The organism is Erwinia sp. S38, assembly GCF_016624545.1.
In the GTDB taxonomy this organism is placed as follows: domain Bacteria; phylum Pseudomonadota; class Gammaproteobacteria; order Enterobacterales; family Enterobacteriaceae; genus Erwinia; species Erwinia coffeiphila.
This window is the reverse complement of record NZ_JACVTS010000023.1, coordinates 1-20,102: the sequence shown is the minus strand read 5'-3', so window position 1 is coordinate 20,102 and position 20,102 is coordinate 1. Positions and strand designations below refer to the sequence as shown.

Annotated in this window: 19 protein-coding genes; 5 read left to right on the top strand and 14 right to left on the bottom strand. The window is 57.0% G+C overall.

Features of this window, described 5'->3' with window-relative positions:
- Window positions 1–256 precede the first annotated feature (256 nt).
- Window positions 257–1,570 carry a carbohydrate porin gene (locus IBT46_RS21405; RefSeq protein WP_370569511.1) on the top strand — a complete coding sequence of 438 codons (1,314 nt, stop codon included), beginning with the start codon at window positions 257–259 and terminating at the stop codon, window positions 1,568–1,570.
- A gap of 188 nt (window positions 1,571–1,758) precedes the next feature.
- Here the strand turns inward: IBT46_RS21405 and fetB are convergent, their stop codons facing one another.
- The 14 genes from fetB to IBT46_RS21335 form a co-directional block, all read right to left on the bottom strand.
- Window positions 1,759–2,520, bottom strand: a complete 762-nt coding sequence (gene fetB / locus IBT46_RS21400) for an iron export ABC transporter permease subunit FetB (protein WP_200547339.1) — start codon at window positions 2,518–2,520, stop codon at window positions 1,759–1,761.
- Complete coding sequence (gene fetA / locus IBT46_RS21395) at window positions 2,507–3,172, bottom strand: iron ABC transporter ATP-binding protein FetA (protein ID WP_200547338.1); 666 nt, start codon at window positions 3,170–3,172, stop codon at window positions 2,507–2,509. The genes fetB and fetA overlap by 14 nt, the downstream gene beginning before the upstream one ends.
- A gap of 59 nt (window positions 3,173–3,231) precedes the next feature.
- A complete protein-coding gene (arnF, locus tag IBT46_RS21390; protein WP_200547337.1) occupies window positions 3,232–3,615 on the bottom strand; it encodes a 4-amino-4-deoxy-L-arabinose-phosphoundecaprenol flippase subunit ArnF in 384 nt (127 codons plus the stop codon).
- Entirely contained in the window at window positions 3,615–3,950 is a 336-nt protein-coding gene (arnE, locus tag IBT46_RS21385) for a 4-amino-4-deoxy-L-arabinose-phosphoundecaprenol flippase subunit ArnE (RefSeq protein ID WP_200547336.1), read from the bottom strand. Before arnE ends, arnF begins: the two co-directional genes overlap by 1 nt.
- The gene (arnT, locus tag IBT46_RS21380; protein ID WP_200547335.1) at window positions 3,947–5,608 is read right to left on the bottom strand and encodes a lipid IV(A) 4-amino-4-deoxy-L-arabinosyltransferase; all 1,662 of its coding nucleotides are present in this window, start codon (window positions 5,606–5,608) and stop codon (window positions 3,947–3,949) included. The genes arnE and arnT overlap by 4 nt, the downstream gene beginning before the upstream one ends.
- A 6-nt stretch (window positions 5,609–5,614) precedes the next feature.
- Window positions 5,615–6,511 carry a 4-deoxy-4-formamido-L-arabinose-phosphoundecaprenol deformylase gene (gene arnD, locus IBT46_RS21375; RefSeq protein WP_200547334.1) on the bottom strand — a complete coding sequence of 299 codons (897 nt, stop codon included), beginning with the start codon at window positions 6,509–6,511 and terminating at the stop codon, window positions 5,615–5,617.
- Window positions 6,508–8,490, bottom strand: coding sequence for a bifunctional UDP-4-amino-4-deoxy-L-arabinose formyltransferase/UDP-glucuronic acid oxidase ArnA (gene arnA / locus IBT46_RS21370; RefSeq protein ID WP_200547395.1), 1,983 nt, complete (start codon window positions 8,488–8,490; stop codon window positions 6,508–6,510). Before arnA ends, arnD begins: the two co-directional genes overlap by 4 nt.
- Window positions 8,490–9,464, bottom strand: a complete 975-nt coding sequence (arnC, locus tag IBT46_RS21365; RefSeq protein ID WP_200547333.1) for an undecaprenyl-phosphate 4-deoxy-4-formamido-L-arabinose transferase — start codon at window positions 9,462–9,464, stop codon at window positions 8,490–8,492. Before arnC ends, arnA begins: the two co-directional genes overlap by 1 nt.
- A gap of 1 nt (window position 9,465) precedes the next feature.
- A complete protein-coding gene (arnB, locus tag IBT46_RS21360) occupies window positions 9,466–10,605 on the bottom strand; it encodes a UDP-4-amino-4-deoxy-L-arabinose aminotransferase (protein ID WP_200547332.1) in 1,140 nt (379 codons plus the stop codon).
- A 444-nt stretch (window positions 10,606–11,049) separates the two neighbouring features.
- Entirely contained in the window at window positions 11,050–12,039 is a 990-nt protein-coding gene (locus tag IBT46_RS21355; protein WP_370569512.1) for a substrate-binding domain-containing protein, read from the bottom strand.
- 78 nt (window positions 12,040–12,117) lie between these two features.
- Window positions 12,118–13,155, bottom strand: a complete 1,038-nt coding sequence (locus IBT46_RS21350; RefSeq protein WP_105590994.1) for an ABC transporter permease — start codon at window positions 13,153–13,155, stop codon at window positions 12,118–12,120.
- 83 nt (window positions 13,156–13,238) lie between these two features.
- The gene (locus IBT46_RS21345) at window positions 13,239–14,744 is read right to left on the bottom strand and encodes a sugar ABC transporter ATP-binding protein (protein WP_200547331.1); all 1,506 of its coding nucleotides are present in this window, start codon (window positions 14,742–14,744) and stop codon (window positions 13,239–13,241) included.
- Window positions 14,741–16,255, bottom strand: a complete 1,515-nt coding sequence (xylB, locus tag IBT46_RS21340) for a xylulokinase (RefSeq protein WP_200547330.1) — start codon at window positions 16,253–16,255, stop codon at window positions 14,741–14,743. Before xylB ends, IBT46_RS21345 begins: the two co-directional genes overlap by 4 nt.
- A gap of 3 nt (window positions 16,256–16,258) precedes the next feature.
- The gene (locus IBT46_RS21335; protein WP_105590991.1) at window positions 16,259–17,293 is read right to left on the bottom strand and encodes an NAD(P)-dependent alcohol dehydrogenase; all 1,035 of its coding nucleotides are present in this window, start codon (window positions 17,291–17,293) and stop codon (window positions 16,259–16,261) included.
- A gap of 222 nt (window positions 17,294–17,515) precedes the next feature.
- Between IBT46_RS21335 and IBT46_RS21330 the strand changes: the two genes are divergently transcribed.
- The 4 genes from IBT46_RS21330 (at window position 17,516) to IBT46_RS21320 (ending at window position 19,771) form a co-directional block, all read left to right on the top strand.
- Window positions 17,516–18,046: a D-lyxose/D-mannose family sugar isomerase gene (locus IBT46_RS21330; protein ID WP_200547329.1), complete on the top strand. Its 531-nt coding sequence runs from the start codon at window positions 17,516–17,518 to the stop codon at window positions 18,044–18,046.
- Window positions 18,047–18,155: 109 nt separating this feature from the next.
- The gene (locus IBT46_RS21325; RefSeq protein ID WP_200547394.1) at window positions 18,156–19,142 is read left to right on the top strand and encodes a LacI family DNA-binding transcriptional regulator; all 987 of its coding nucleotides are present in this window, start codon (window positions 18,156–18,158) and stop codon (window positions 19,140–19,142) included.
- A gap of 39 nt (window positions 19,143–19,181) precedes the next feature.
- A complete protein-coding gene (locus IBT46_RS27605) occupies window positions 19,182–19,304 on the top strand; it encodes a hypothetical protein (RefSeq protein ID WP_255567239.1) in 123 nt (40 codons plus the stop codon).
- Window positions 19,301–19,771: a pyridoxamine 5-phosphate oxidase gene (locus IBT46_RS21320; protein WP_200547328.1), complete on the top strand. Its 471-nt coding sequence runs from the start codon at window positions 19,301–19,303 to the stop codon at window positions 19,769–19,771. The genes IBT46_RS27605 and IBT46_RS21320 overlap by 4 nt, the downstream gene beginning before the upstream one ends.
- Window positions 19,772–20,102 lie beyond the last annotated feature (331 nt).

Here is a 20,102-nt window from a genome sequence, read left to right as displayed (position 1 = left end):
TAGTAACCATGCTAATTATTTCCATACAATAAATTCACTTCGCTAAGCATTCTCCGCACAAAAATATAATCCCTGCCACTTGTTTACATGCTGTCATACAGCAGTCGTAAAACATTGACTACGGCAGGCATGACAACAGCATTTTATCTCTACGCGCCCGGCGGTTAACCGTTAATGGAATTCGGTGAAGCAAGACCGTCGGGTGATAATAAAAAAGGTCATTATTATGCAAAGAAAAGCAGATACAGTTCGGAGAATGAAAACACTCGCGCTAGTGTGCAGCGGTGCCCTGGTGATGTTCTCTACGGTTTCCCGGGCCGACATGGCACCGTTGAGCGTTGATTCATCCTATATGTTCGGTGACTGGGGCGGCCTTCGTTCGCAGTTAAAAGACGACGGCGTGGATTTCCAGGTGAACTACACCATGGAATCCGCCAGCAATCTGGCCGGCGGCTATAAAACATCAACCACCGCCCGCTATACCGATCAGTGGGCGTTTGGTACGACTCTCGATTTAGAGAAACTGCTCAACTGGGACGATACCCAGTTCCAGTTCACCGTCACCAGCCGTAACGGCCACGACCTCACCGAACATATTAACGATCCCCGCACCGGCGGCCTGTCATCGGTAGAAGAAGTTTATGGTCGCGGTCAGACCTGGCGCCTGACTCAGTTCTGGATGAATAAAGGCTTCTTCGATCGTCTTATCGAAGTGAAAGCCGGTCGTGTTACCGTCGGCGAAGATTTTGATTCCTTCCAGAGCAATTTTGAAAACCTGGCGTTCGGCAGCGGGCAGCCGGGAAACTGGCGCGGCGATCGCTGGTTTAACTGGCCGGTTTCCCAGTGGGGCGGCCGCGTGAAGCTTAACTTTACGCCAGAAGTTTTCCTGCAGGTCGGCTTCTACAATCAGACCGCCAGCAACTACGATACCGGGAACGGCTTCCGCCTGGATACCAGCCCGACGCTCGGCAATATGGTCCCGGTAGAACTGGGCTGGAAGCCGGTGTTCGGGCCTGAAAAACTGCCGGGCAACTATCGTATGGGCGTGTATTACTCATCGGTCAACGGCGATAAGTACTCCAGCTATCGCAACGGCAGCTATAACGACGATGCCCACGCCTACGGCGGCTATCTGCTGCTGCAACAGCAGTTGACGGCGATGGACGGTGATAATCAACGTGGCCTGAGTATGACGGTACAGGGCGTGATGAACGATCGACGCACCTCGAAAACCGATAACTATCAGGCGATGACCTTTGTCTGGAAAGGACCGTTCGCCGCCCGCTCACAGGATGAAATTGGCATGGGTGCGGCACGCATTCACGTCAACAGCAACTACGGGCGCATGCAGCATCGTATTAATGAAGAAAACGGGGAGAGTAATTATCACAGCCCGACCTATCTGCCCATCCAGCACGGTTCGGAATATAACTACGAGATCTACTATAACGCGCGCCTGACTAACTGGTTCAGCCTGCGGCCAAACCTGCAGTACGTCGCCTCTCCGGGCGCTGTCAGTGAAGTGAAAAACGCCTTTATCGGCGGTCTTAGCGCTAACGTTAATTTCTAACGTTCGTGTATTAAAACTGTGCGAGAGCGGTGTTCTCAGGCCCCTTTGGGGCCTGAGCATTGGCATCTACATCGCATCATTTCAGATCAAAGCAGAGCGGCCCGTTAGCTGCCAGCCTGACCAATGACTGACGGGCAACACGGCTGCCTGAAAACGTTCCAAATACGCTACCGTACTACGTGATGACTTCACGGCTTCAACTGCACACGCGCGGTGTAGAAGCGCCGGCTGGCAAGATAACCAGCCACGATAGTCGACAAACTGGCCGTCCCCAGCAGCATAAACGTCACCATAATCTGATACTTAATCGCCTTCACCGGATCGATACCGGCGAAAATCAGCCCGGACATCATTCCCGGCAGGCTAACCAGACCTACGGTTTTAGCGGCATCCACGGTAGGGATCATCGCCGCGCGAATACTGCTGCGCACGATGCTACCTGAAGCGATCCGCGCACTGGCCCCCAGGCTCAGCATCTCTTCCACCTTTTGCCGGTTATCGGCAAAGCGCTGATTAAGATTGCTGAAACACAGCCCCACCGCCACCATCGCATTACCCGCGATCATGCCGGAGATCGGAATGACCTGCATCGGCATAAACTCAATCGCCCGACTCAGCACCAGAATAGTTAAGGTCAGCGTGGTGCCCAGCGTTATCGCCACAAACGAAATCAGAAAACCGTTATCGATCGCCCGGCTGCGCTTTTTGGCATTCAGCGCGGCATTCACGCAGATAAACAACACCATCAGGACCGTCAGCCAGCCGTTGTCCAGTTCGAAAATGTACTTCAGCACATAGCCGACGATCACCAGCTGCACAATCGCCCGCGCCACGCTCCAGACGATGTCTTTTTCCAGCCCCAGTTTCTCTTTACTGCTGACCAGCAGAGCAATCAGCACCAGTACCAGCGCCAGGCCAAGCGATTCATTGGTAATATTATGCTGGTTCATGCGGCCCCCGGTTTTGCGGTGCCGACAGCGTCAGAATGCGCTGCGCGTTATCGGTTTCATGACGATCGTGGCTGATCCAGATCGCGGCGGTGCCCTGTCCGACCTGTTCATCAATGAGTTGATGTACCGCCTGCTTATTTTCCTCATCCAGCGCGCTGGTTACCTCATCCAGCAGCAGAATATCAGGCGGAAACTGTAGATTACGCAGAAGGGCCACGCGCTGTTTTTCCCCACCGGAAAGCTGGTCGATGGTGCGGTCCAGCGCGGCAGCCGGCAGATTCAGCCGCTGCAGGCCGTCGATCATCGCCTGCCGCTGCGGCGGGCGCTGGCGGATCTGATACGGCAGCGCCAGATTGTCATACACCGTGCTGCCAAACAGCACCGGGGTCTGGAAAACGTAGGAAACCTGCTGCCGATAGTGCTCCGGTTTTAACGTCGCCAGCGGCTGGCCGTTGAAGATCACCTCACCCGATGACGGCTCCAGCAGCGAGGCAATAATTTTCAGTAACGTGCTCTTCCCTGCTCCGGACGGACCGGTCAGCCAGAGGAACTCCCCTTTGCCCAGCGAAAAGGACAGCGGCGCCAGCAGAAGCTTATCCTGCAGCGCAAAGCTGACCTCCCGAACCTCCAGAAGGCGATTTTTATCCATCATTTAAATAACCTGCTAATTTAGAAATCCCAAAACCCGGCAATCATAACGCCTTTAGCCGGTTAACGGTCTTTTTTGTCCGGCCAGAATATCAGCAGCAGGCCCGCGAGGATCAGCGCCCCGCCAGCCAGCTTGCCCCAGACAAACCATTCATTGAGCGAAGGGATAAGCAGCGCGCCCCCCCAGACCAGCAGATAGCTGAGGCTGAGCAGCGGATAAGCGCGGCTGAGCGGCAGACGCTTCAGCGCCAGTAGCCAGCACAGCATGGAAAACGCATAGGCGAACAAACCAGCCAGCAGCGCCAGCGCGGGCGGTGAAAAAGCGAGAATAGCGGCAGCGAAGTCCAGCGGCCGAGCGATAGGCGGCAGCTGAATCATCGCCCATTTCATCAACAGCTGCGCCGCGCTGACCAGCAGCACGCTGCCCAGAGCACATAGCCAGCCCATCAGGTATACCCGCCCATCACCGCCACGCCGCCCACGATCAGCAGAATGCCGCAGCAGTGGCGCAGCGACAGCCGCTCATGCCACAGCCAGCGAGCAGCCAGCGCGACCAGGACAAAATTCAGGCTGAGCATCGGATAGGCCACCCCTACCGGAACCTCCTGTAAAACCCGTAGCCAGACCAGCATCGCCAGCCCCAGCAGCAGTACGCTCATGCCAAGCCACCGCAACAGATGCCGCCGTGGCCGGGGATTCCCGTCAACTGCCGTTGCCTGCTTCTGGCACAGCTGCCCGGCACAGCTCAGCAGACTGACCAACACGATCAGCAGAATATTCATGGTTGCTGGTGATAATAGTAAAGGACCATCCGCTGCTGACGATACACTTCATCCGGTGCGGGCAGTCCGGGGTCAACATCGCGAGCGCTGTCGGTCAGTTTCAGCACCAGCGACACATTGCCGAGCCGGCGGTGAGCGGCCAGCCAGTCGGCAAACCGATCGCTCGCCACCAGCCGGTCGCGGCTGTCGGGATAGCTTAATCCCCAGGTCAGCTCACCGGACTGTTCGTACATGTCCACGTCGCTGCGCTTCAGCTGCCACGCGACCGCCGAGGCCATTCCGCTATTGTTAGACAAAATAAAACGGCTGTCCTCCAGCTGCTTTTGCGTTGCCTGAATAAATTCCTGCGGCTGTTTAGAGCTGACCACCTTATCCGGGATAACCAATGCCACCGCCAGCGCAATACCGAGCGGGCACAGCGCGGCGAGCGGCCAGTTTCTGCCGCGGCCGATAAAGGTGACGGCCCCCATCAGCGCCCAGAATAAAAACGCCATACCGCCCAGCGCCACCTTAAAGCCCTCGGACGGCTGGAACACCGGACGGTGAGAAAGGCCCCACGGCGAAAGTACCAGCCACACCGCCAGCGCGGCCAGTGCACCGAACGCCAGGTTTATCAGCGCATTGGCGCGTAACGCCCGGCCGCCGGTTTTTGCCGACTGCACGGCATAGTCAGCCAGCAAAATTGCCAGCGGTGCAAAGCACGGCAGGATGTAGGTCGGCAGCTTACCTTTGGCAATGCTGAAAAACAGCAGCGGCATCACCACCCAGCTCAAAAGATAGAGGCCACCTCTACTGGCGTTCCGTTCCCGGCCCGCGCGCAATAATGCCCCCGGCAGCAACCCCAGCCAGGGCAGAGAACCGGCAATCAAAACGGGCAGGTAGTACCAGAACGGCGCACTGTGCTGCGCATCTTTCTCGGCAAAGCGCTGAATATGCTCAACCCAAAAGAAGTAAGACCAGAAATCAGGCTGCTGCCGGGCAATAGCAATTCCCCAGGGAAGGGAGATGGCAACGGCGGCAATCACGGCCAGCGGCCCGAAGATAAGGACTTCGCGGAAGCGACGCTGCCAGATAGCCCACGGGACAATCGCCACCACCGGCACCGCCAGTGCCAGAAAGCCCTTGGTCATAAACCCCATGCCGCAGGCCAGCCCCAGCAGCAGCCACGCCAGCACCCTCTGCCGCTGAGTCTCCGCCTGTACCGCCAGCCAGTAGCAGCACATCGCCGCCACCAGCCACAGAGTAATCATCGGGTCGAGCACCGCATAGGTGCCAATACCGTAAACCAGCAGACTGGTGAGGAAAACGATCGCCGCCAGCCACGCGGTACGCTGCTGCCGGACAATCTGCATTGCCAGCCACCAGACCAGCACGGCGCTCACGGTAATCGAGAACACCGAACCGAATCGCACAGAGAAGTTGTTGCCGCCAAACAGAAGCTGGCTGAGGTTATTAATCCAGTATCCCGCTACCGGCTTCTCAAAATAGCGCAGGCCGAGAAAATTTGGGGAAACCCAGTTGCCGCTGGCCAACATTTCGCGACTGATTTCCGCATAGCGAACCTCATCCGGCTGCCACAGGGCGCGGTATTCAAGCGGGATCAGATAGTACAGGGCATACATCAGGATCAGGGAGAGGGTAATGCGCCAGCTCTTCATCCGGTCTCACTCAATAAATTGCTGGCATCCCAACCAGCCTTCGCGGCCGGGGAAGCTACCCCGGACAATGCTGCCCATCGGCAGCTGTGTAACATCATCGGGCAGCAGCTCACCCAGCGGGCAGAAGCGAATACCCCGCTCCCGCGCCTGGGTCAGGAGATCGTCAAACATCGCACTGAGCGCGATGCCTTCGACTTCGGCATGAATGGTATAGACCGGCACGCCATTCCGCTGCTCAATGATGCGGTCGAGAATAAAGTCATTGAACGCCTGGCGGCTCACCGAAGTCCCTGCCACTTCATCCCAGGTAGGTAACGTTACCGGGATCTGCACCGTGCCCGGCTTACCGTCCGGCAGACGTGGCCGGAACGGATGCGTCCCCCGGCAGTCGCTGTTCCAGGCAAAGCCGAAATGCTGCTTAGCCGCTACAACCCGTCCGTCAGCACGCCAGCCCGCCACGGCAGAACAGTTAACCGGCCTGCCGAGGATTTCCGCCAGCTCACTGGCACCGCGTTCAATCTCCGCATGCAGCTTCTCCTTCGGCCAAACGCCTGCCCAGGTTTGCCAGGCGAAATGGTCCCAGGCATGCAGCCCGATTTCATGCTGCTCCGCCGCTGCGCGGATCAGATCCGCATGGCCCCGGCCAATATTACGCCCCGGCCACGCGGTTCCCGCCAGCAAAATATCCCAGCCGTAAAGCGATGCCGCGTTGGAGCGCAGCATCTTCCACAGAAAACGCGGCTTTAGCAGCCGCCACAGGTGGCGGCCCATATTGTCCGGGCCAACGCTGAAGAAAAAGCTCGCCTGAGTCTGCTGCTGCTGCAAAATTTCCAGCAGACGCGGCACCCCGTCACGGGTCCCGCGCCAGGTATCAACATCAATACGCAGACCAACGTTGATCATTCAGCTGACTCTCCGCCATCCACCGAATTGAGGAAGAAGTCCAGCGTAGCGTCGATGGTGCGGTTCATCGGCACCTCAGGCTGCCAGCCGAGCAGCCGCTTCGCATTGCGAATCGATGGCTTACGGTGCTCAACGTCCTGATAGCCCTTACCGTAATAGCTGCTGCTTTCCACCTCGCGGAATCCGGCGAACGGCGGGAAGCGATCGCGCAGCGGATGGCGATCAAAGCTCTCCAACAGCTGCTCCGCCAGCTGCTTGATGCTGGCTTCGTTTTCCGGGTTACCGATATTAATAATCTGCCCGTCACAGTTATGCTGCTTGTTTTCAATAATCAAAAACAGCGCTTCAATCCCGTCACGAATATCGGTAAAGCAGCGCTTCTGCCGCCCGCCGTCGATCAGTTTAATCGGTGAACCTTCAACCAGATTGAGGATCAGCTGGGTAATCGCCCGCGAGCTGCCGATACGGGCGGCGTTGAGGTTATCCAGCCGCGGCCCCATCCAGTTAAACGGCCGGAACAGGGTGAAGCGCAGCCCTTCTTTCTCGCCGTAGGCCCAGATAACCCGATCGAGTAGCTGCTTGGAGACGGAGTAAATCCAGCGCTGTTTGTTAATCGGCCCGACCACCAGATTCGAGTGGTCTTCGTCGAAGGTGTCATCGGTACACATACCGTACACTTCGGAGGTAGACGGGAAGATAATGCGCTTCTGATACTTCACGCAGTCGCGAATAATCTTCAGGTTCTCTTCAAAATCCAGCTCGAAGACACGCAGAGGATTACGGGTATATTCAATCGGCGTGGCAATGGCGACCAGCGGCAGCACCACATCACATTTCTTAATATGGTACTCAATCCACTCCGAGTGGATGCTGATATCCCCCTCGACAAAGTGGAAGCGCGGGTGGCCCACAAAGCGGCTGATGGCGTCTGAACCAATATCCAGGCCGTAAATTTCAAAGTTATCATCCTGCAGCAGGCGCTCGGTCAGATGATTGCCGATAAAACCGTTTACACCGAGGATCAGCACGCGGGTCAGGCGTTTAATCGCCGAAACCGGCTGATTGTGCAGGATCGCCCCGCTGACCAGCCCCAGCGTTTGCGCCAGCTGCCGGCCCTGCATATAAACACCGCTGTCGCCCTGGCCGGTAACGATCTCCAGCGCGCCCTCGCTGGTGGCTACCACCAGCGGGTTCACCGACAGCACGGTGCCCGGCTTCGCCGCCGGGAAATCGTGCCTGACCGCCGACTGCCAGACGATAAATTTGCCGGAACCTACAAAACTGAATGCCCCCGGCCACGGATCGGTCACCGCACGCACCAGATTGTGAATACGGTGGGCGGGCAGAGTCCAGTCAATACGCCCGTCTTCCGGGGTGCGACGCCCGACGTAGCTCGCCTGACTCTCATCCTGTTCCCGCTCGGTAAAATCACCACGTAAAATACCGGGCAGGCTGGCAGCCAGCAGCTCGGCACTGCTGAGACACTGCTTGCGGTGTAGCGTGAGTGCATTATCCTGCGGATCGATAGCCACCCGCTGCTGGGCGACAATCGCCCCGGCATCGGCCCGCTTCACCATGCGGTGCAGGGTCACGCCGGTTTCTTCTTCGCCGTTGACCAGCACCCAGTTCAGCGGCGCGCGGCCACGATAGCGAGGCAGTAACGAAGCGTGCAGATTGAATGCCCCTTCGCTGGCGCTGTTGAGGATCGCCTCACTCAGCATCTGGCGATAGTGGAAGGAGAAAATCACCTGCGGCGCCATCGCTTTAATGCGCTCAACCCACAGCGGGTGGTTCACATCCTCCGGGGCATAGACCGGCACGCCCAGCTCTGCCGCCGTGCGGGCTACCGAGGCGTAAAACTGATTTTCAGCGGCATTATCCGCATGGGTGAAAATGGCTTCGATCTCGAACCCTACGGTATGCAGCGCGCGAATACCCGCGCAGCCAATATCATGGTAGGCAAAAACCACGGCTTTCATCATTGCTTATCCTGTGTGGAGTCGGCGTTGTGACTGACAACGCGCTGAATAAAATAGCGAGGGCGAGCGCGGACATCGTTGTAAATGCGTCCGATATACTCACCAAGCAGGCCCATACCTACAAACTGCGCGCCGACAAAAATAAACAGCACGGCAAACAGCATAAACACCCCTTCCGCCGACCACTCCGGGCCGAGGAACAGCCGCATCACTACCAGCAGTACCGCAATGGCAAATCCCGACAGCGCGATGATGCTGCCGAACACGCTCAGCAGACGCAGTGGCGTGGTGGTCAGGCAGGTAATCAGGTCGTACATCAGGTTAATCAGCCGCATAAAGCTGTACTTGGAATCACCAAATTCCCGCTCGGCGTGCATTACCGGAATTTCCGTCGCCCGGCGGGCAAAGGTGTTGGCAAGAATCGGGATAAAGGTACTGCGCTCGTGGCAGTGCAGCATCGCATCGATGATATGGCGTCGATAGGCACGCAGCATGCAGCCGTAATCCCCCATTGCCTTGCCGGTGGTCCGCTGGATCAGGCGGTTAATCATCTGCGAGGCAAATTTGCGGAACCAGCTGTCCTGGCGGTTCTGGCGTACGGTGCCGACCACGTCATAGCCTTCCATCGCCACCGCGACCAGCCGGGGAATTTCCTCCGGCGGATTCTGTAAATCCGCGTCCAGGGTAATAATCAGATCGCCGGACACGTGGCTGAACCCGGCCATAATCGCCGAGTGCTGGCCGTAGTTACGGTTCAGCAATACCGCCACCACCTTACTTCCCGGCAGTTCGGCGGCTGCGGTCAGCATCTCCGCCGAGCTGTCGCTGCTGCCGTCATCCACCAGCAGAATTTCGTAATCCACCGTCAGCGTGTCGCAGGCGGCCTGCGTCCGGCGGATTAACTCGTTCAGGCTTTCCTGTTCGTTGTAAACCGGGATTACCACCGAGACCTTTTTAATATCCTGGTCTGTCATCTTATTTACCTGCAATCTGGCGTAGTGCGGCGATAACGCGATCGGTATCTTCGTCGGTCATCGTCGGGAACAGCGGGATGGAACAAATGCGCGCGGAATTCCACTCCGTATTGGGGAGCGTTAAGTCAGGGAAGCGTTCGCGGTAATATTTTTGCGTGTGGGCCGCACGGAAATGCAGCCCGCTACCGATGCCCTGTTCCTTCAGGCGCTGCATCAGCTCATCGCGGCTGAGGCCGCAGGTCTGCGGATCGATACGCAGAATAAACAGATGCCAGGCGTGCTGGTGCGGCCAGTCGGGCTGCTTCAGCGGCAGGAAAGGCGTATCGGCAAGTTCAAGCAGATAGCGGCGGGCGATCTGCTCGCGGCGGGCATTATGCTGCGCCAGTTTTTTCAGCTGCACCAGGGCAATAGCGGCATTCAGATCGGCCAGGTTGTATTTGTACCCTGGCGCGATCACTTCCGCCTGCGGCGCACGGCCGTGAGTCTGGCGATCGTAGGCATCAACCCCCAACCCGTGAAACTTCAGACTGCGCACGCGGTCAGCCAGAGACGCATCGTCGGTCACCACCAGGCCACCTTCGGCACAGCTCATATTTTTAATGGCGTGGAAAGAAAAAATCGCCGTTCCCGTCGCCCCCACGTGGCGGCCCTGATAGAAGGTACCGGCAGCATGAGCGGCATCATCAATCACGGCAATGCCGTAGCGTTTACCCAACGCGTGAATCGCGTCAATATCTGCCGGCACACCGGCATAGTGCACGGGAATAATGGCCTTGGTTCGCGGGGTGATCGCCGCCTCGATCAATTCAGGGGTCACCATCAGCGTATCGCGATCGACGTCGATCATCACCGGTGTGGCACCCAGCAGCGCAATCATATTCAGCGTGGAAACCCAGGTCATCGACGGCGTAATGACTTCGTCGCCCGCCTGAATGCCCAGCGCCATCAGCGTGACGTGCATCCCGGCAGTTGCTGAACTGACGGCAATGGCATGACTGTTACCGGTTAACTGGCAAAATTCCTGCTCAAGCTGCTGATTTTTAGGTCCGGTGGTGATCCAACCGGAGCGCAAAACCTCTGCCAGCGCGTCAAGTTCTTCACTGCCCATCGCCGGGCGGGAAAAAGGTAAAAACTCCAACATTGATTAATCTCACTAAACAGTTATCACCAATAAGCTGGCAGAAATTAACCGTGGGGCGTGCAAAACCGCACCTCGGGAAAAGTGGATGATAGTTGGGATAGCCCCGTGAAAACGCCAACGGTAAAAACATCGCCGTTAGCCACGAAAACAGACCGAGACAGTAACTCACTAACAACAGGTGAGTTATCTTAGCCTCGCGACTATACACAGAACATAAATGAATTTTCTTAGGGGAAGATTAAGAACATCTGTCGGCGAGAGATTAAATCAGGTTGGTTGTCGTGCCGTTTATCTAAAGATGGCAGAACAAAAAACAATCTACCAAGATAAAGCTGAACTATAAAATAAACTTCATATTTTTGTCACAAAACATTTGTGAATATTGCGGCAGAGACACACGCAAAAACAGGGCCACCCGCTAACTCAAGGTGGCCCGGCGGGAGATTACTTACGTGCGTCCAGCAGCTGGGTAGCGTTTTCCGGCGTCACTTCGGTCCACGGCACGGAGTAGCGTTTTGATTTGCCGTCGTCCCAGGCCATTTTACCTTCGTACTGTTTCCAGATGGTCGACTGCGGCTGATAGCTGTCGCCCTTCACCGCACGCAGCGCCACGTCGATCGAACCCTGCATCTGCGCGTGTGCATCCTGCAGAATGGAGACCATCTCACCCGCCTGCACCGCACGGATCGCATCGGAAACGCCGTCCACACCGGCGATCGCAAAGTCTTTCACATTCAGATTGGCACCCTTGATCGCTTCAATCGCGCCCAGTGCCATTTCATCGTTCTGCGCGATCACGCCGTTAATCTGTCCACGGTGTTTTTGTAACCAGTTTTCCATCAGCGGCAGCGCTTCGGCGCGTGACCAGTTGGCCGTTTTACGCTCCAGCACCTTCACGTTACCGGCACCGCATTCGGCGATGGCTTTATCGTTGCCCTGGCCGCGCTGGATCTCACCGCTGCCGCCCTTCGGTCCTTCAATAATCACCACGTTGCCTTTGCAGTTCATTTTCTTCAGTACCGCTTTGGCTTCCAGATAGCCGCCGAGCACGTCATCGGACACCACTTCGGAGGTCATCTTGTCGGTATTCAGGCGCGCGTTGGTCACCACGACAGGAATTTTCGCTTCGTTGGCCATGGTCACCACGTCGATATTTGCTTCGTAGTCCATTGGGTTAATAATAATCGCGTCGGCGTGGGTCTGAATGGCCGTTTCCGCCTGATTATTCTGTACCATCGGATCGTATCGTCCGTCGTAAACGGTTAACTGTACGTCGCCACTTTTTACCGCCGGGTGTTCTTTACCGGCTTTTTCCATCAGCTGGACAAATTCCGCTTTCATTCCGTACATCAGCACGGCAATTTTAACCGGTGCGGCGTGAGCGGCCATGCTGCCCATTAACAGGCCGGAGGTCAGCAGGGCTATTTTTGTCATCTTGTGCATTTTAACTCCTGGTTTTTGTAGGATACTCACCTGTTAGACAGGCTATTTATTTATTCCGCGAACACAGTATTAATCGCGCTGTTGTTTACGCGACGGATCGAGCAGTACGGCAACCACAATCAATGCGCCTTTAATAATCTGCTGGTAATAAGACTGCACGCCGAGCAGATCCAGGCCATTATTCATTACACCGATAATTAAAATACCGAACAGCGTACCGACCAGCGTTCCCACACCTCCGGCCATGCTGGTACCGCCAATCACCACGGCGGCGATGGCATCCAGCTCGTAGGCGGCCCCGGCGTTGGTCTGCGCCGAACCGGTGCGAGCGGTGAGGATCAACCCGGCAATCCCGGCCAGTGCGCCACACAGGGTGTATACCAGCACCTTAATTTTCACCACGCTGATGCCTGAAGTGCGGGCGCTTTTCTGGTTACCGCCCACCGCGTAAACGTAGCGGCCAAACAGGGTTTTATTCAGCAATACCCAGGCCAGAGCGAACAGCACCACAAACAAGATCACCGGCACCGGAATGCCCAACACGTAGCCATTGCCTAACCAGCGGAAGTCTGAGTTAAGCTGCGAGACCGGGTTACCGTCGGTGGTCAGCAGCGCCAGCCCGCGCGCCGCAGAGAGCATGCCCATGGTGACGATAAACGGCTGCAGGCGGTAGCGCGCCAGAATCGTGCCGTTCAGCAGACCGCAAACAATGCCGATGCCCAGCGCGATAATCAGCGGCATCAGCACCGCATGAGCGGTATCGCCAATCGCCAGCCCGGTGTTGGTGGTGGCAAAGCGCGCGGCCACGATGCCGCTCAGCGCCAGCACCGACCCTACCGACAGATCCACCCCGGCAGTAATAATTACAAAGGTCATTCCGATGGCCAGAATGCCGTTAATTGAAATCTGGCGCAGAACAATCAGCATATTTTCATTACTGAGGAAGTAATTACTGCTCCAGGCGCCTTTGGCAACCTGAACTTCACCAATTGCCGTTACCACCAGGCACAGAACGAAGAATGCGATAATAATGCCGTATTTATGCAGGTGACGCTTATTTCGGGCGAATAAAGACAACCCAGGTGTCAGTGAATGAGTCGAGTTCATCATTTTTTCTCTTTTAAGCCGGTCAGAATTCAGAAGCCGGATAATTAACGGCCACTGATTCCCGCCAGATAGTTAAAGCGGATTTACACCGCCAGCTTCATTAATTCCGCCTGGGTGACATTATCAGCCGATAATTCCCCGGCCAGTGCACCATCTTTAAAGACAAGGATGCGGTCGCTCATACCAATAATTTCCGACAGCTCGGAGGAAACCATAATAATTCCGCGATCCTTCAGGGCGAATTCGGACATAAAGCGGTAAATCTCTTTTTTCGCGCCGACATCAATGCCGCGCGTCGGTTCATCCAGCAGCATCACCTGCGGATCGACCAGGGCCCAGCGCCCCAGCACCACTTTCTGCTGATTACCGCCGCTCAGATTGCCCACCAGCTGATCGCCGTCCGGGGTTTTGACGTTAAAACGCTGGATCATCTCGCGGGTACGCTGCTGCTCGCGGCGATCGCTGATAAATCCTCCCCGGCTGATATCCTGGAACGAGGCGATATTGATGTTTTCATTCACCGACCGGCACAAAACTAAACCGGTCTCTTTGCGATCTTCCGTCACATAGGCAATACCGCTGGCAATCGACTCCTTCGGCGAATGGCGCGCCAGGGTTTTCCCGCCCAGCTGCACCGTTCCGCTGTCGGCGTGGCGAATGCCAAATATCAGGTCGAGAAACTCACTGCGCCCTGAACCCACCAGGCCATAAATACCGAGAATTTCTCCGCGCTTCAGCGTCAGGCTGATATCCCGCACCTTTCTTCCCCAGCTCAGGTTATTCACCTGCATCATCACTTCATCGCCGGGACGATTGAACTTGGCGAACTCGTTTTCAAACTCGCCGCCGATAATATGTTCAATCAGCTGCTCACGGGTGATATCGCTCAGCAGGCCTTCGTGGATATAGCTGCCGTCGCGGAAAATGGTGTAGCTGTCGGCGATCTGGAAAATTTCCGCAAGCCGGTGCGAAACATAGATAATCCCCTTACCCTTCTGCGCCAGCCGGGTGATCACCTGAAAAATCTTCTGCACGTCCTCTTCGCCAATCGCCGAGGTCGGTTCATCCATAATGATGATGTCGGCGTTGGCGTGCGACAGCGCCTTGGCGATCTCCACCAACTGCTGCTCCGCCACGCTGAGATTGCGCATCTTCTCGGTCGGCGACAGGGTGAAGTGCAGATCCGCCAGCAGATCGGCGGTCTGCTGATTCATCCGGCGGAAATCCACAAAGCCAAAGCGGCGCGGCTCGCGTCCCAGCCAGATATTTTCGGCTACGGTCAGGTCAGCTATGGTGCTGAGTTCCTGCTGGACGATAGCAATGCCGGCCGCCAGCGCCTCTTTCGGATGAGAGAACTCACAGCGCTTGCCGTTGATAAAGATATCGCCGCTGTCGGGTTGAACAAACCCCATCAAAATGCTGAGAAACGTCGATTTCCCCGCGCCGTTGCCGCCGCACAGGGCGTGGATCGATCCCCGCCGCAGGCAGAATTCGGCATTCTTCAGCGCCACTACCGGCCCGAAGCTCTTCTTCACGCCGCTGACCTCCAGCAGATAAGCGGACTGCTCTCCTCCGGCTGACTGACTCATAAACTCACCTCGTACTCTTTGTGCAGTAAATGCAGGTAGCGCTGATAGAGATCGGCATAGCGGCGCGTGCGGTCAGCGTCAGGTTGCGCGCGGCTGCTTTCGTCCAGCCGCACAAACTGCTGGCTCAGTTCGGCAAGCAGCGCGGCCGGGGAGCACTCGCTACCGCCGTGCAGCCGATGGCACCAGATGGCCTGGATCGCCGCGCCCAGCGCCGCGCTCTCTTTTTCATGCAGGCACACCACCGGGCAGTCCATCACGTCGGCTACGATCTGCCGCCAGCGCGGGCTGTTAGCCCCGCCGCCGGTCAGACGGATCTCACCGACCGCCACGCCCTGCTGGCGGAACAGATCCAGCCCGAAGCGCAGGCCGTAGGTCGCCCCTTCCACCACCGCCAGGCAGAGGTTCGCCGGGGTCAGATTATCGCTGTCCAGATTGTGCAGACTGGCCTTCGCCGCCGGCAGTTCCGGAACCCGCTCGCCGTTGAAGAACGGCAGCAGCAGCATCCCGCCCGCGCCCGGCTCCGCCTGTTCCAGCGCCTGATTAAACGATGCCAGATCCTGATTCAGCAGATGCTGTACGGTAGTCGTCGCCGAGGTCACATTCATGGTACAAATCAGCGGCAGCCAGCCGTTGGTGCTGGAGCAGAATCCGGCGATCATCGCGGAATCCGCCACCACGGGGCTGTCAGAACAGGCAAACAGCGTACCGGATGTGCCAAGGCTCATGGTCAGTATCCCGGGCTGGATATTGCCCGTACCGATAGCCGCCATCATATTGTCACCGCCGCCGCTGGCCACCAGCGTACCCGGGCGCAGACCCAGTGCAGCCATCGCCCGTTCACACACTGTGCCCACCGGCCGTTCGGCTGAAATCAGCGGCGGCAGCGCGTTCCACAGGCGGCCGCTGTCGTCGATCAGTTCCACCGTGCGGCGATCCCAGCAGCGCTGGCGGATATCAAACAGTCCGCTGCCGGAAGCATCGCCGTACTCGGCGCAGCGCACATCGGTCAGCCAGAAGTTCAGATAATCGTGCGGCAGCAGCACCGTTGCCAGCCGCTGCCACAGTTCAGGATGCTGCTGTTTAAACCAGACGATTTTTGAGGCGGTATAGCCGGTGGCGACCGTCAGTCCAAGCCGATCCAGTGAGCCCTGTTCTCCACCCAGCTGTGCCAGCAGCCAGGCGTTTTCATCGGCGGTACTGGTGTCGCACCACAGTTTGACCGCGTGCAGCACCTCTCCGGCATCATCCAGCGCCACGAAACCGTGCTGCTGGCCGGAAACCGACAGCGCAGCAATCTGCTGCGGGTCCACGCCCGCTGCCACCGTTGCCTGTTTAAAGGCAGCGATCAGCGCGTCAGTCCACCATTCAGCCTGCTGCTCGCGCCGCCCGGATGAATCACTAATCAGCTGATGTGACGCGCTACCGCTACCGAGGAGAGTCCCGCTCTGGTCATCAACAATCACCACTTTGGTACCCTGGGTACCGCAGTCAATGCCCGCATACAGCGCCATGACTTACTCCATTTCCAGCATGATTTTGATGTCGTCAGGGTTACCCGCCGCCGCCCGTTCAAACGCCGCCACGCTGTCGACAAACTTATAGGTTTGTGAAATTAGCGGCTGAACGCGCAACTTGCCGGAACTGAGCAGGCGCAGGGTACGCGGATACATATTGGCGTAGCGGAAAATAGTCTTGAAGGTCACTTCTTTGGCCTGGGCCGCCACGATATCCATCGGCGCGGCGTCAATAGGCATGCCAACCAGCACTGCGGTGCCGCCCGGTGCAATATGTTCGCTGATCCCGGCAATCGCTGGCTTCGCGCCGCTGCACTCAAACACCACGTCAACGCCATTGCCGCTGGTCAGGCGCGCCACGGTGGCAGCCAGCTGACCGCTTTTGATATTTACCGCGTGCAGGCCTTCGTAGTTCGCCGCCACCTGGAGTTTTTCATCAAACAGATCACAGATAATCACGTCGGAACAGCCGCCCGCCAGCGCCGCCAGCGCGGTCACTACACCAATAGGACCGGCACCGATCACCAGGGCGATATCGCCCGGCTTGATCGCCGCTTTAGTGGCGGCATGCATACCGATTGCCAGCGGTTCGACCATCGCACCCTCGGCAAAGCTGACGTTGTCCGGCAGCTTAAAGGTAAATGCCGCAGGGTGGATCACCGTTTCACGCAGGCAGCCGTGGATCGGCGGCGTAGCCCAGAAGCGTACCGCCGGATCGAGGTTATAGATCCCGGCCCGCGACTGCGCCGACTGCATATCCGGAATGCCCGGTTCCATGCACACGCGATCGCCAGGCTGTAAATGCTTCACGCCTTTGCCGACCGCCAGCACCACACCGGAGGCTTCATGGCCCAGCACCATCGGCGCTTCCACCACGAATGGCCCGATACGTCCGTGCTGGTAGTAGTGCACATCACTGCCGCAGATCCCGACAGAATGGATCTTGATCTCAACATCGGTGTCGCCCAGCTGCTCATCAAACTGACGATCTTCAATGGCAATTTTGCCTGCTTCTGCAAGAACTAACGCTTTCATATTCGGCTCCCGGTGATATCTAAATGGTATCGATAACATTAATATGACAGCGACAATATCGGATTCGGGGTTAAAAATGTGTGACTCCGGTTAAATTTTTGGCTTTTTCATTACTGAAACATCGTTTCGAGGCGGATAATGGCGCATGAGAGGCAATAAAAACGATCCAGGGATCGTTTTTACGATGTTACCGATACCAGTTTTTATCTCCGGAGGAAGATCATGAGTACGCGTCAACAGGCCATTGAACAGACCCACGATTATCTGCAACAGGCCAGCATTCAGCTTACCGAGGCCGAGCAGCAGCAGATTGAAATTGCCACCTTCGGACTGCCGGACTACCCGATATCCGGCCTGCAATTGCTGACCTACATTAATACGCCGCGCTACTGCGCCAAGGAGCTGGTGCTGTTCCCACGCCAGACCTGCCCTGAACATCTGCATCCGCCGTTTGACGGCACACCGGGCAAACAGGAAACCTTCCGCTGCCGGTGGGGCGAGGTCTGGCTGTTTGTTGACGACGACAGCCTGCCCTCCTCGGCAGGGATTGGCCAGCCGCCGGAAGGTGCGGAACAGTGGTATACAGCAGGAAATTACATTTTGCTACGACCGGGTGAGCAGTACACTATTGCACCTAATACCCGTCACTGGTTCCAGGCGGGTGAGCGCGGCGCGGTGGTATCTGAATTCTCTTCGGAAAGCCGCGACGATCTGGATGTCTTTACCGATCCCCGGGTAAACCGCCTGGGATAAACGCCTGCAAGGATTGACTCGCTTCAGGTCTGGCGATCTGTCATGATACGGTAATGGTACAAAATGATATTCGAAGAATCAGGAGCACAAATTGCCGCCAGGCCGGAAAATGAAGGCCACGCTGTCGAGCGTTGCCGCACAATCAAACGTCAGTAAAATTACCGTGTCGCGTGCGTTCTCTCATCCGGACAAGGTGCATCCTGAAACGTTGAAGCGGGTACTGGAAACCGCTTCAGAGATGGGGTACGTGGTCAACACCGCCGCGCGTAACCTGCGTGCGCGGGACAGTAAAACCATCGGCATCGTTAATCCGGATATGGGCAATCCGTTCTTTGGCGGGTTGACTCGGCTGATGACGCTGGAAGCGGAAAAAGCGGGCTACGATACGCTGATTTTCGATTCCCGTGAGTCGCAGGAGCATGAAAATCGCATCATCGACAAGCTGATTGGCTATAACGTTGATGCGATTGTGCTGTCGGTGATCTCTTCGGATCGCAACTATCAACCCGCCTATATGGCGCAGCTGGAAGCGTTAAATATCCCGGTGATCCTGGTGGATCGCGAACTGGATATCAGTTCGTGCAGCGGGGTATATATCGATAATCTGGACTGCGGCCTTCAGGCGGGCCGCTATTTGCTGGATCGCAAAGCGCAGCGGGTGGTGGTGGTTTCCGGTCCTGAGGATTCCAACGTGGCGCGCGAGCGCGTAACCGGGCTGAGCGCCGCGCTGGCGGGTAAAGTCGCTAGTTTCGAGGTGCTGTACGCCGATTTCTATATGGATATCGCCGCCCGCGTCACCAGTGATTATCTGCAAAACAACCCGCCGCCGGACTTTTTTGTTGGCTGTAACAACCAAATCTCACTGGGGATTATAAAATCCTGCATCGATCGCCAACTTCAGCCAATGAAAGATGTGTCGCTGTTCAGCATTGATGAGGTTTCCCATGCGGCGATCTACGGCTTTAATTTCCCCTGCATTTCCCACGATCTGCACGAGATGGCCTGGCAGGTGATTAATCTGGCCATTCGGCGCGCGACCGAGAGCGATATCAAGCCCGGCAAGGTGATTGTACGCGGGAAGATGCTGGCCGGATAAGGGCGATATCTTATTCTTGTCGTCCGCAACGCGGGAGTCATGGTTTATCGCTGGCTCTGGCCGCCGGATGTAAAGAATACGAGTCTTGATGCTGATGCTGATGCTGATGCTGATGCTGATGCTGATGCTGATGCTGAAATTTTTACATGGAGTTTTCTATGAGTGACACCTTTTTATCTGAAACGCTGCTGACCCTGCTGGATGGCTCACTGCCGGACAGCCATCTGCATCAGGCGATTCGTCTTTCCAGCGTTGGCAGCAACGGCTGGCCATATGCGGCGCAGCTGAGTGTGGGGGAGATCATCGCTGTTTCTCCGCAGCAGCTACGTTTCGCCATCTGGCCCGGTTCCACCACCACCGCCAATCTGGCCCGCGACGGGAAAATGACTCTGGCGCTGGTCGATGACGGCGCGGTGATTGAGATTCAGGCGCTGGCGCATAAGCGTAAGGAAACGATTACCGATCTTCAGCTGGCGGTGTTTGATGCCGCCGTACAGCAGGTGGTGATTCACCGTGCGCCCTATGCGACGGTAACCAGCGGGGTGACGTTCAGTCTGAAGGATGAGGCGGGAGCGGTAGCGCGCTGGCGGCAGCAGATTGCGCAGTTGAAGGCGCTGCCTGGTGATTGATTGTCGCTGATAAATCCGTGCCAGGTTCCCAGCCTCTGCCGGAGCTTCCGGTCGGTCCTCGCGTCACGCGCTGCGTGATACCTTCGGTTACAGCATCTGGCCGGACGGACCGGCGAAGACGTGTCATCCCTGACCCGACTTCGCCTGACGCCAACGTCCATGTTGGCGTCTCCTGGCCATCTGCTTCCACCTCAGCGCTGCGGATTGCCCGGTATCCCCGGCAGAGGCTGTGCACCTTCATTTCATTGTTATCGCTGCATAGTAACCTGTTCAAACTCTCCAAACTCTCCAAACTCTCCAAACTCTCCAAACTCTCCAAACTCTCCAAACT

What these genes read in the sequence shown, in the direction of transcription:
- IBT46_RS21405 (WP_370569511.1), top strand. Translation starts at nt 257, where the DNA reads ATGAAAACACTCGCGCTAGTGTGCAGCGGTGCCCTGGTGATGTTCTCT.
- arnB (WP_200547332.1), bottom strand. Translation starts at nt 10,605, where the DNA reads ATGTTGGAGTTTTTACCTTTTTCCCGCCCGGCGATGGGCAGTGAAGAA.
- IBT46_RS21355 (WP_370569512.1), bottom strand. Translation starts at nt 12,039, where the DNA reads ATGACAAAAATAGCCCTGCTGACCTCCGGCCTGTTAATGGGCAGCATG.
- IBT46_RS21325 (WP_200547394.1), top strand. Translation starts at nt 18,156, where the DNA reads ATGAAGGCCACGCTGTCGAGCGTTGCCGCACAATCAAACGTCAGTAAA.
- arnT (WP_200547335.1), bottom strand. Translation starts at nt 5,608, where the DNA reads ATGAAGAGCTGGCGCATTACCCTCTCCCTGATCCTGATGTATGCCCTG.
- arnD (WP_200547334.1), bottom strand. Translation starts at nt 6,511, where the DNA reads ATGATCAACGTTGGTCTGCGTATTGATGTTGATACCTGGCGCGGGACC.
- fetB (WP_200547339.1), bottom strand. Translation starts at nt 2,520, where the DNA reads ATGAACCAGCATAATATTACCAATGAATCGCTTGGCCTGGCGCTGGTA.
- fetA (WP_200547338.1), bottom strand. Translation starts at nt 3,172, where the DNA reads ATGATGGATAAAAATCGCCTTCTGGAGGTTCGGGAGGTCAGCTTTGCG.
- IBT46_RS21335 (WP_105590991.1), bottom strand. Translation starts at nt 17,293, where the DNA reads ATGAAAGCGTTAGTTCTTGCAGAAGCAGGCAAAATTGCCATTGAAGAT.
- arnF (WP_200547337.1), bottom strand. Translation starts at nt 3,615, where the DNA reads ATGGGCTGGCTATGTGCTCTGGGCAGCGTGCTGCTGGTCAGCGCGGCG.
- IBT46_RS21350 (WP_105590994.1), bottom strand. Translation starts at nt 13,155, where the DNA reads ATGAACTCGACTCATTCACTGACACCTGGGTTGTCTTTATTCGCCCGA.
- IBT46_RS27605 (WP_255567239.1), top strand. Translation starts at nt 19,182, where the DNA reads ATGGTTTATCGCTGGCTCTGGCCGCCGGATGTAAAGAATACGAGTCTT.
- IBT46_RS21330 (WP_200547329.1), top strand. Translation starts at nt 17,516, where the DNA reads ATGAGTACGCGTCAACAGGCCATTGAACAGACCCACGATTATCTGCAA.
- arnA (WP_200547395.1), bottom strand. Translation starts at nt 8,490, where the DNA reads ATGAAAGCCGTGGTTTTTGCCTACCATGATATTGGCTGCGCGGGTATT.
- IBT46_RS21320 (WP_200547328.1), top strand. Translation starts at nt 19,301, where the DNA reads ATGAGTGACACCTTTTTATCTGAAACGCTGCTGACCCTGCTGGATGGC.
- arnC (WP_200547333.1), bottom strand. Translation starts at nt 9,464, where the DNA reads ATGACAGACCAGGATATTAAAAAGGTCTCGGTGGTAATCCCGGTTTAC.
- IBT46_RS21345 (WP_200547331.1), bottom strand. Translation starts at nt 14,744, where the DNA reads ATGAGTCAGTCAGCCGGAGGAGAGCAGTCCGCTTATCTGCTGGAGGTC.
- xylB (WP_200547330.1), bottom strand. Translation starts at nt 16,255, where the DNA reads ATGGCGCTGTATGCGGGCATTGACTGCGGTACCCAGGGTACCAAAGTG.
- arnE (WP_200547336.1), bottom strand. Translation starts at nt 3,950, where the DNA reads ATGAATATTCTGCTGATCGTGTTGGTCAGTCTGCTGAGCTGTGCCGGG.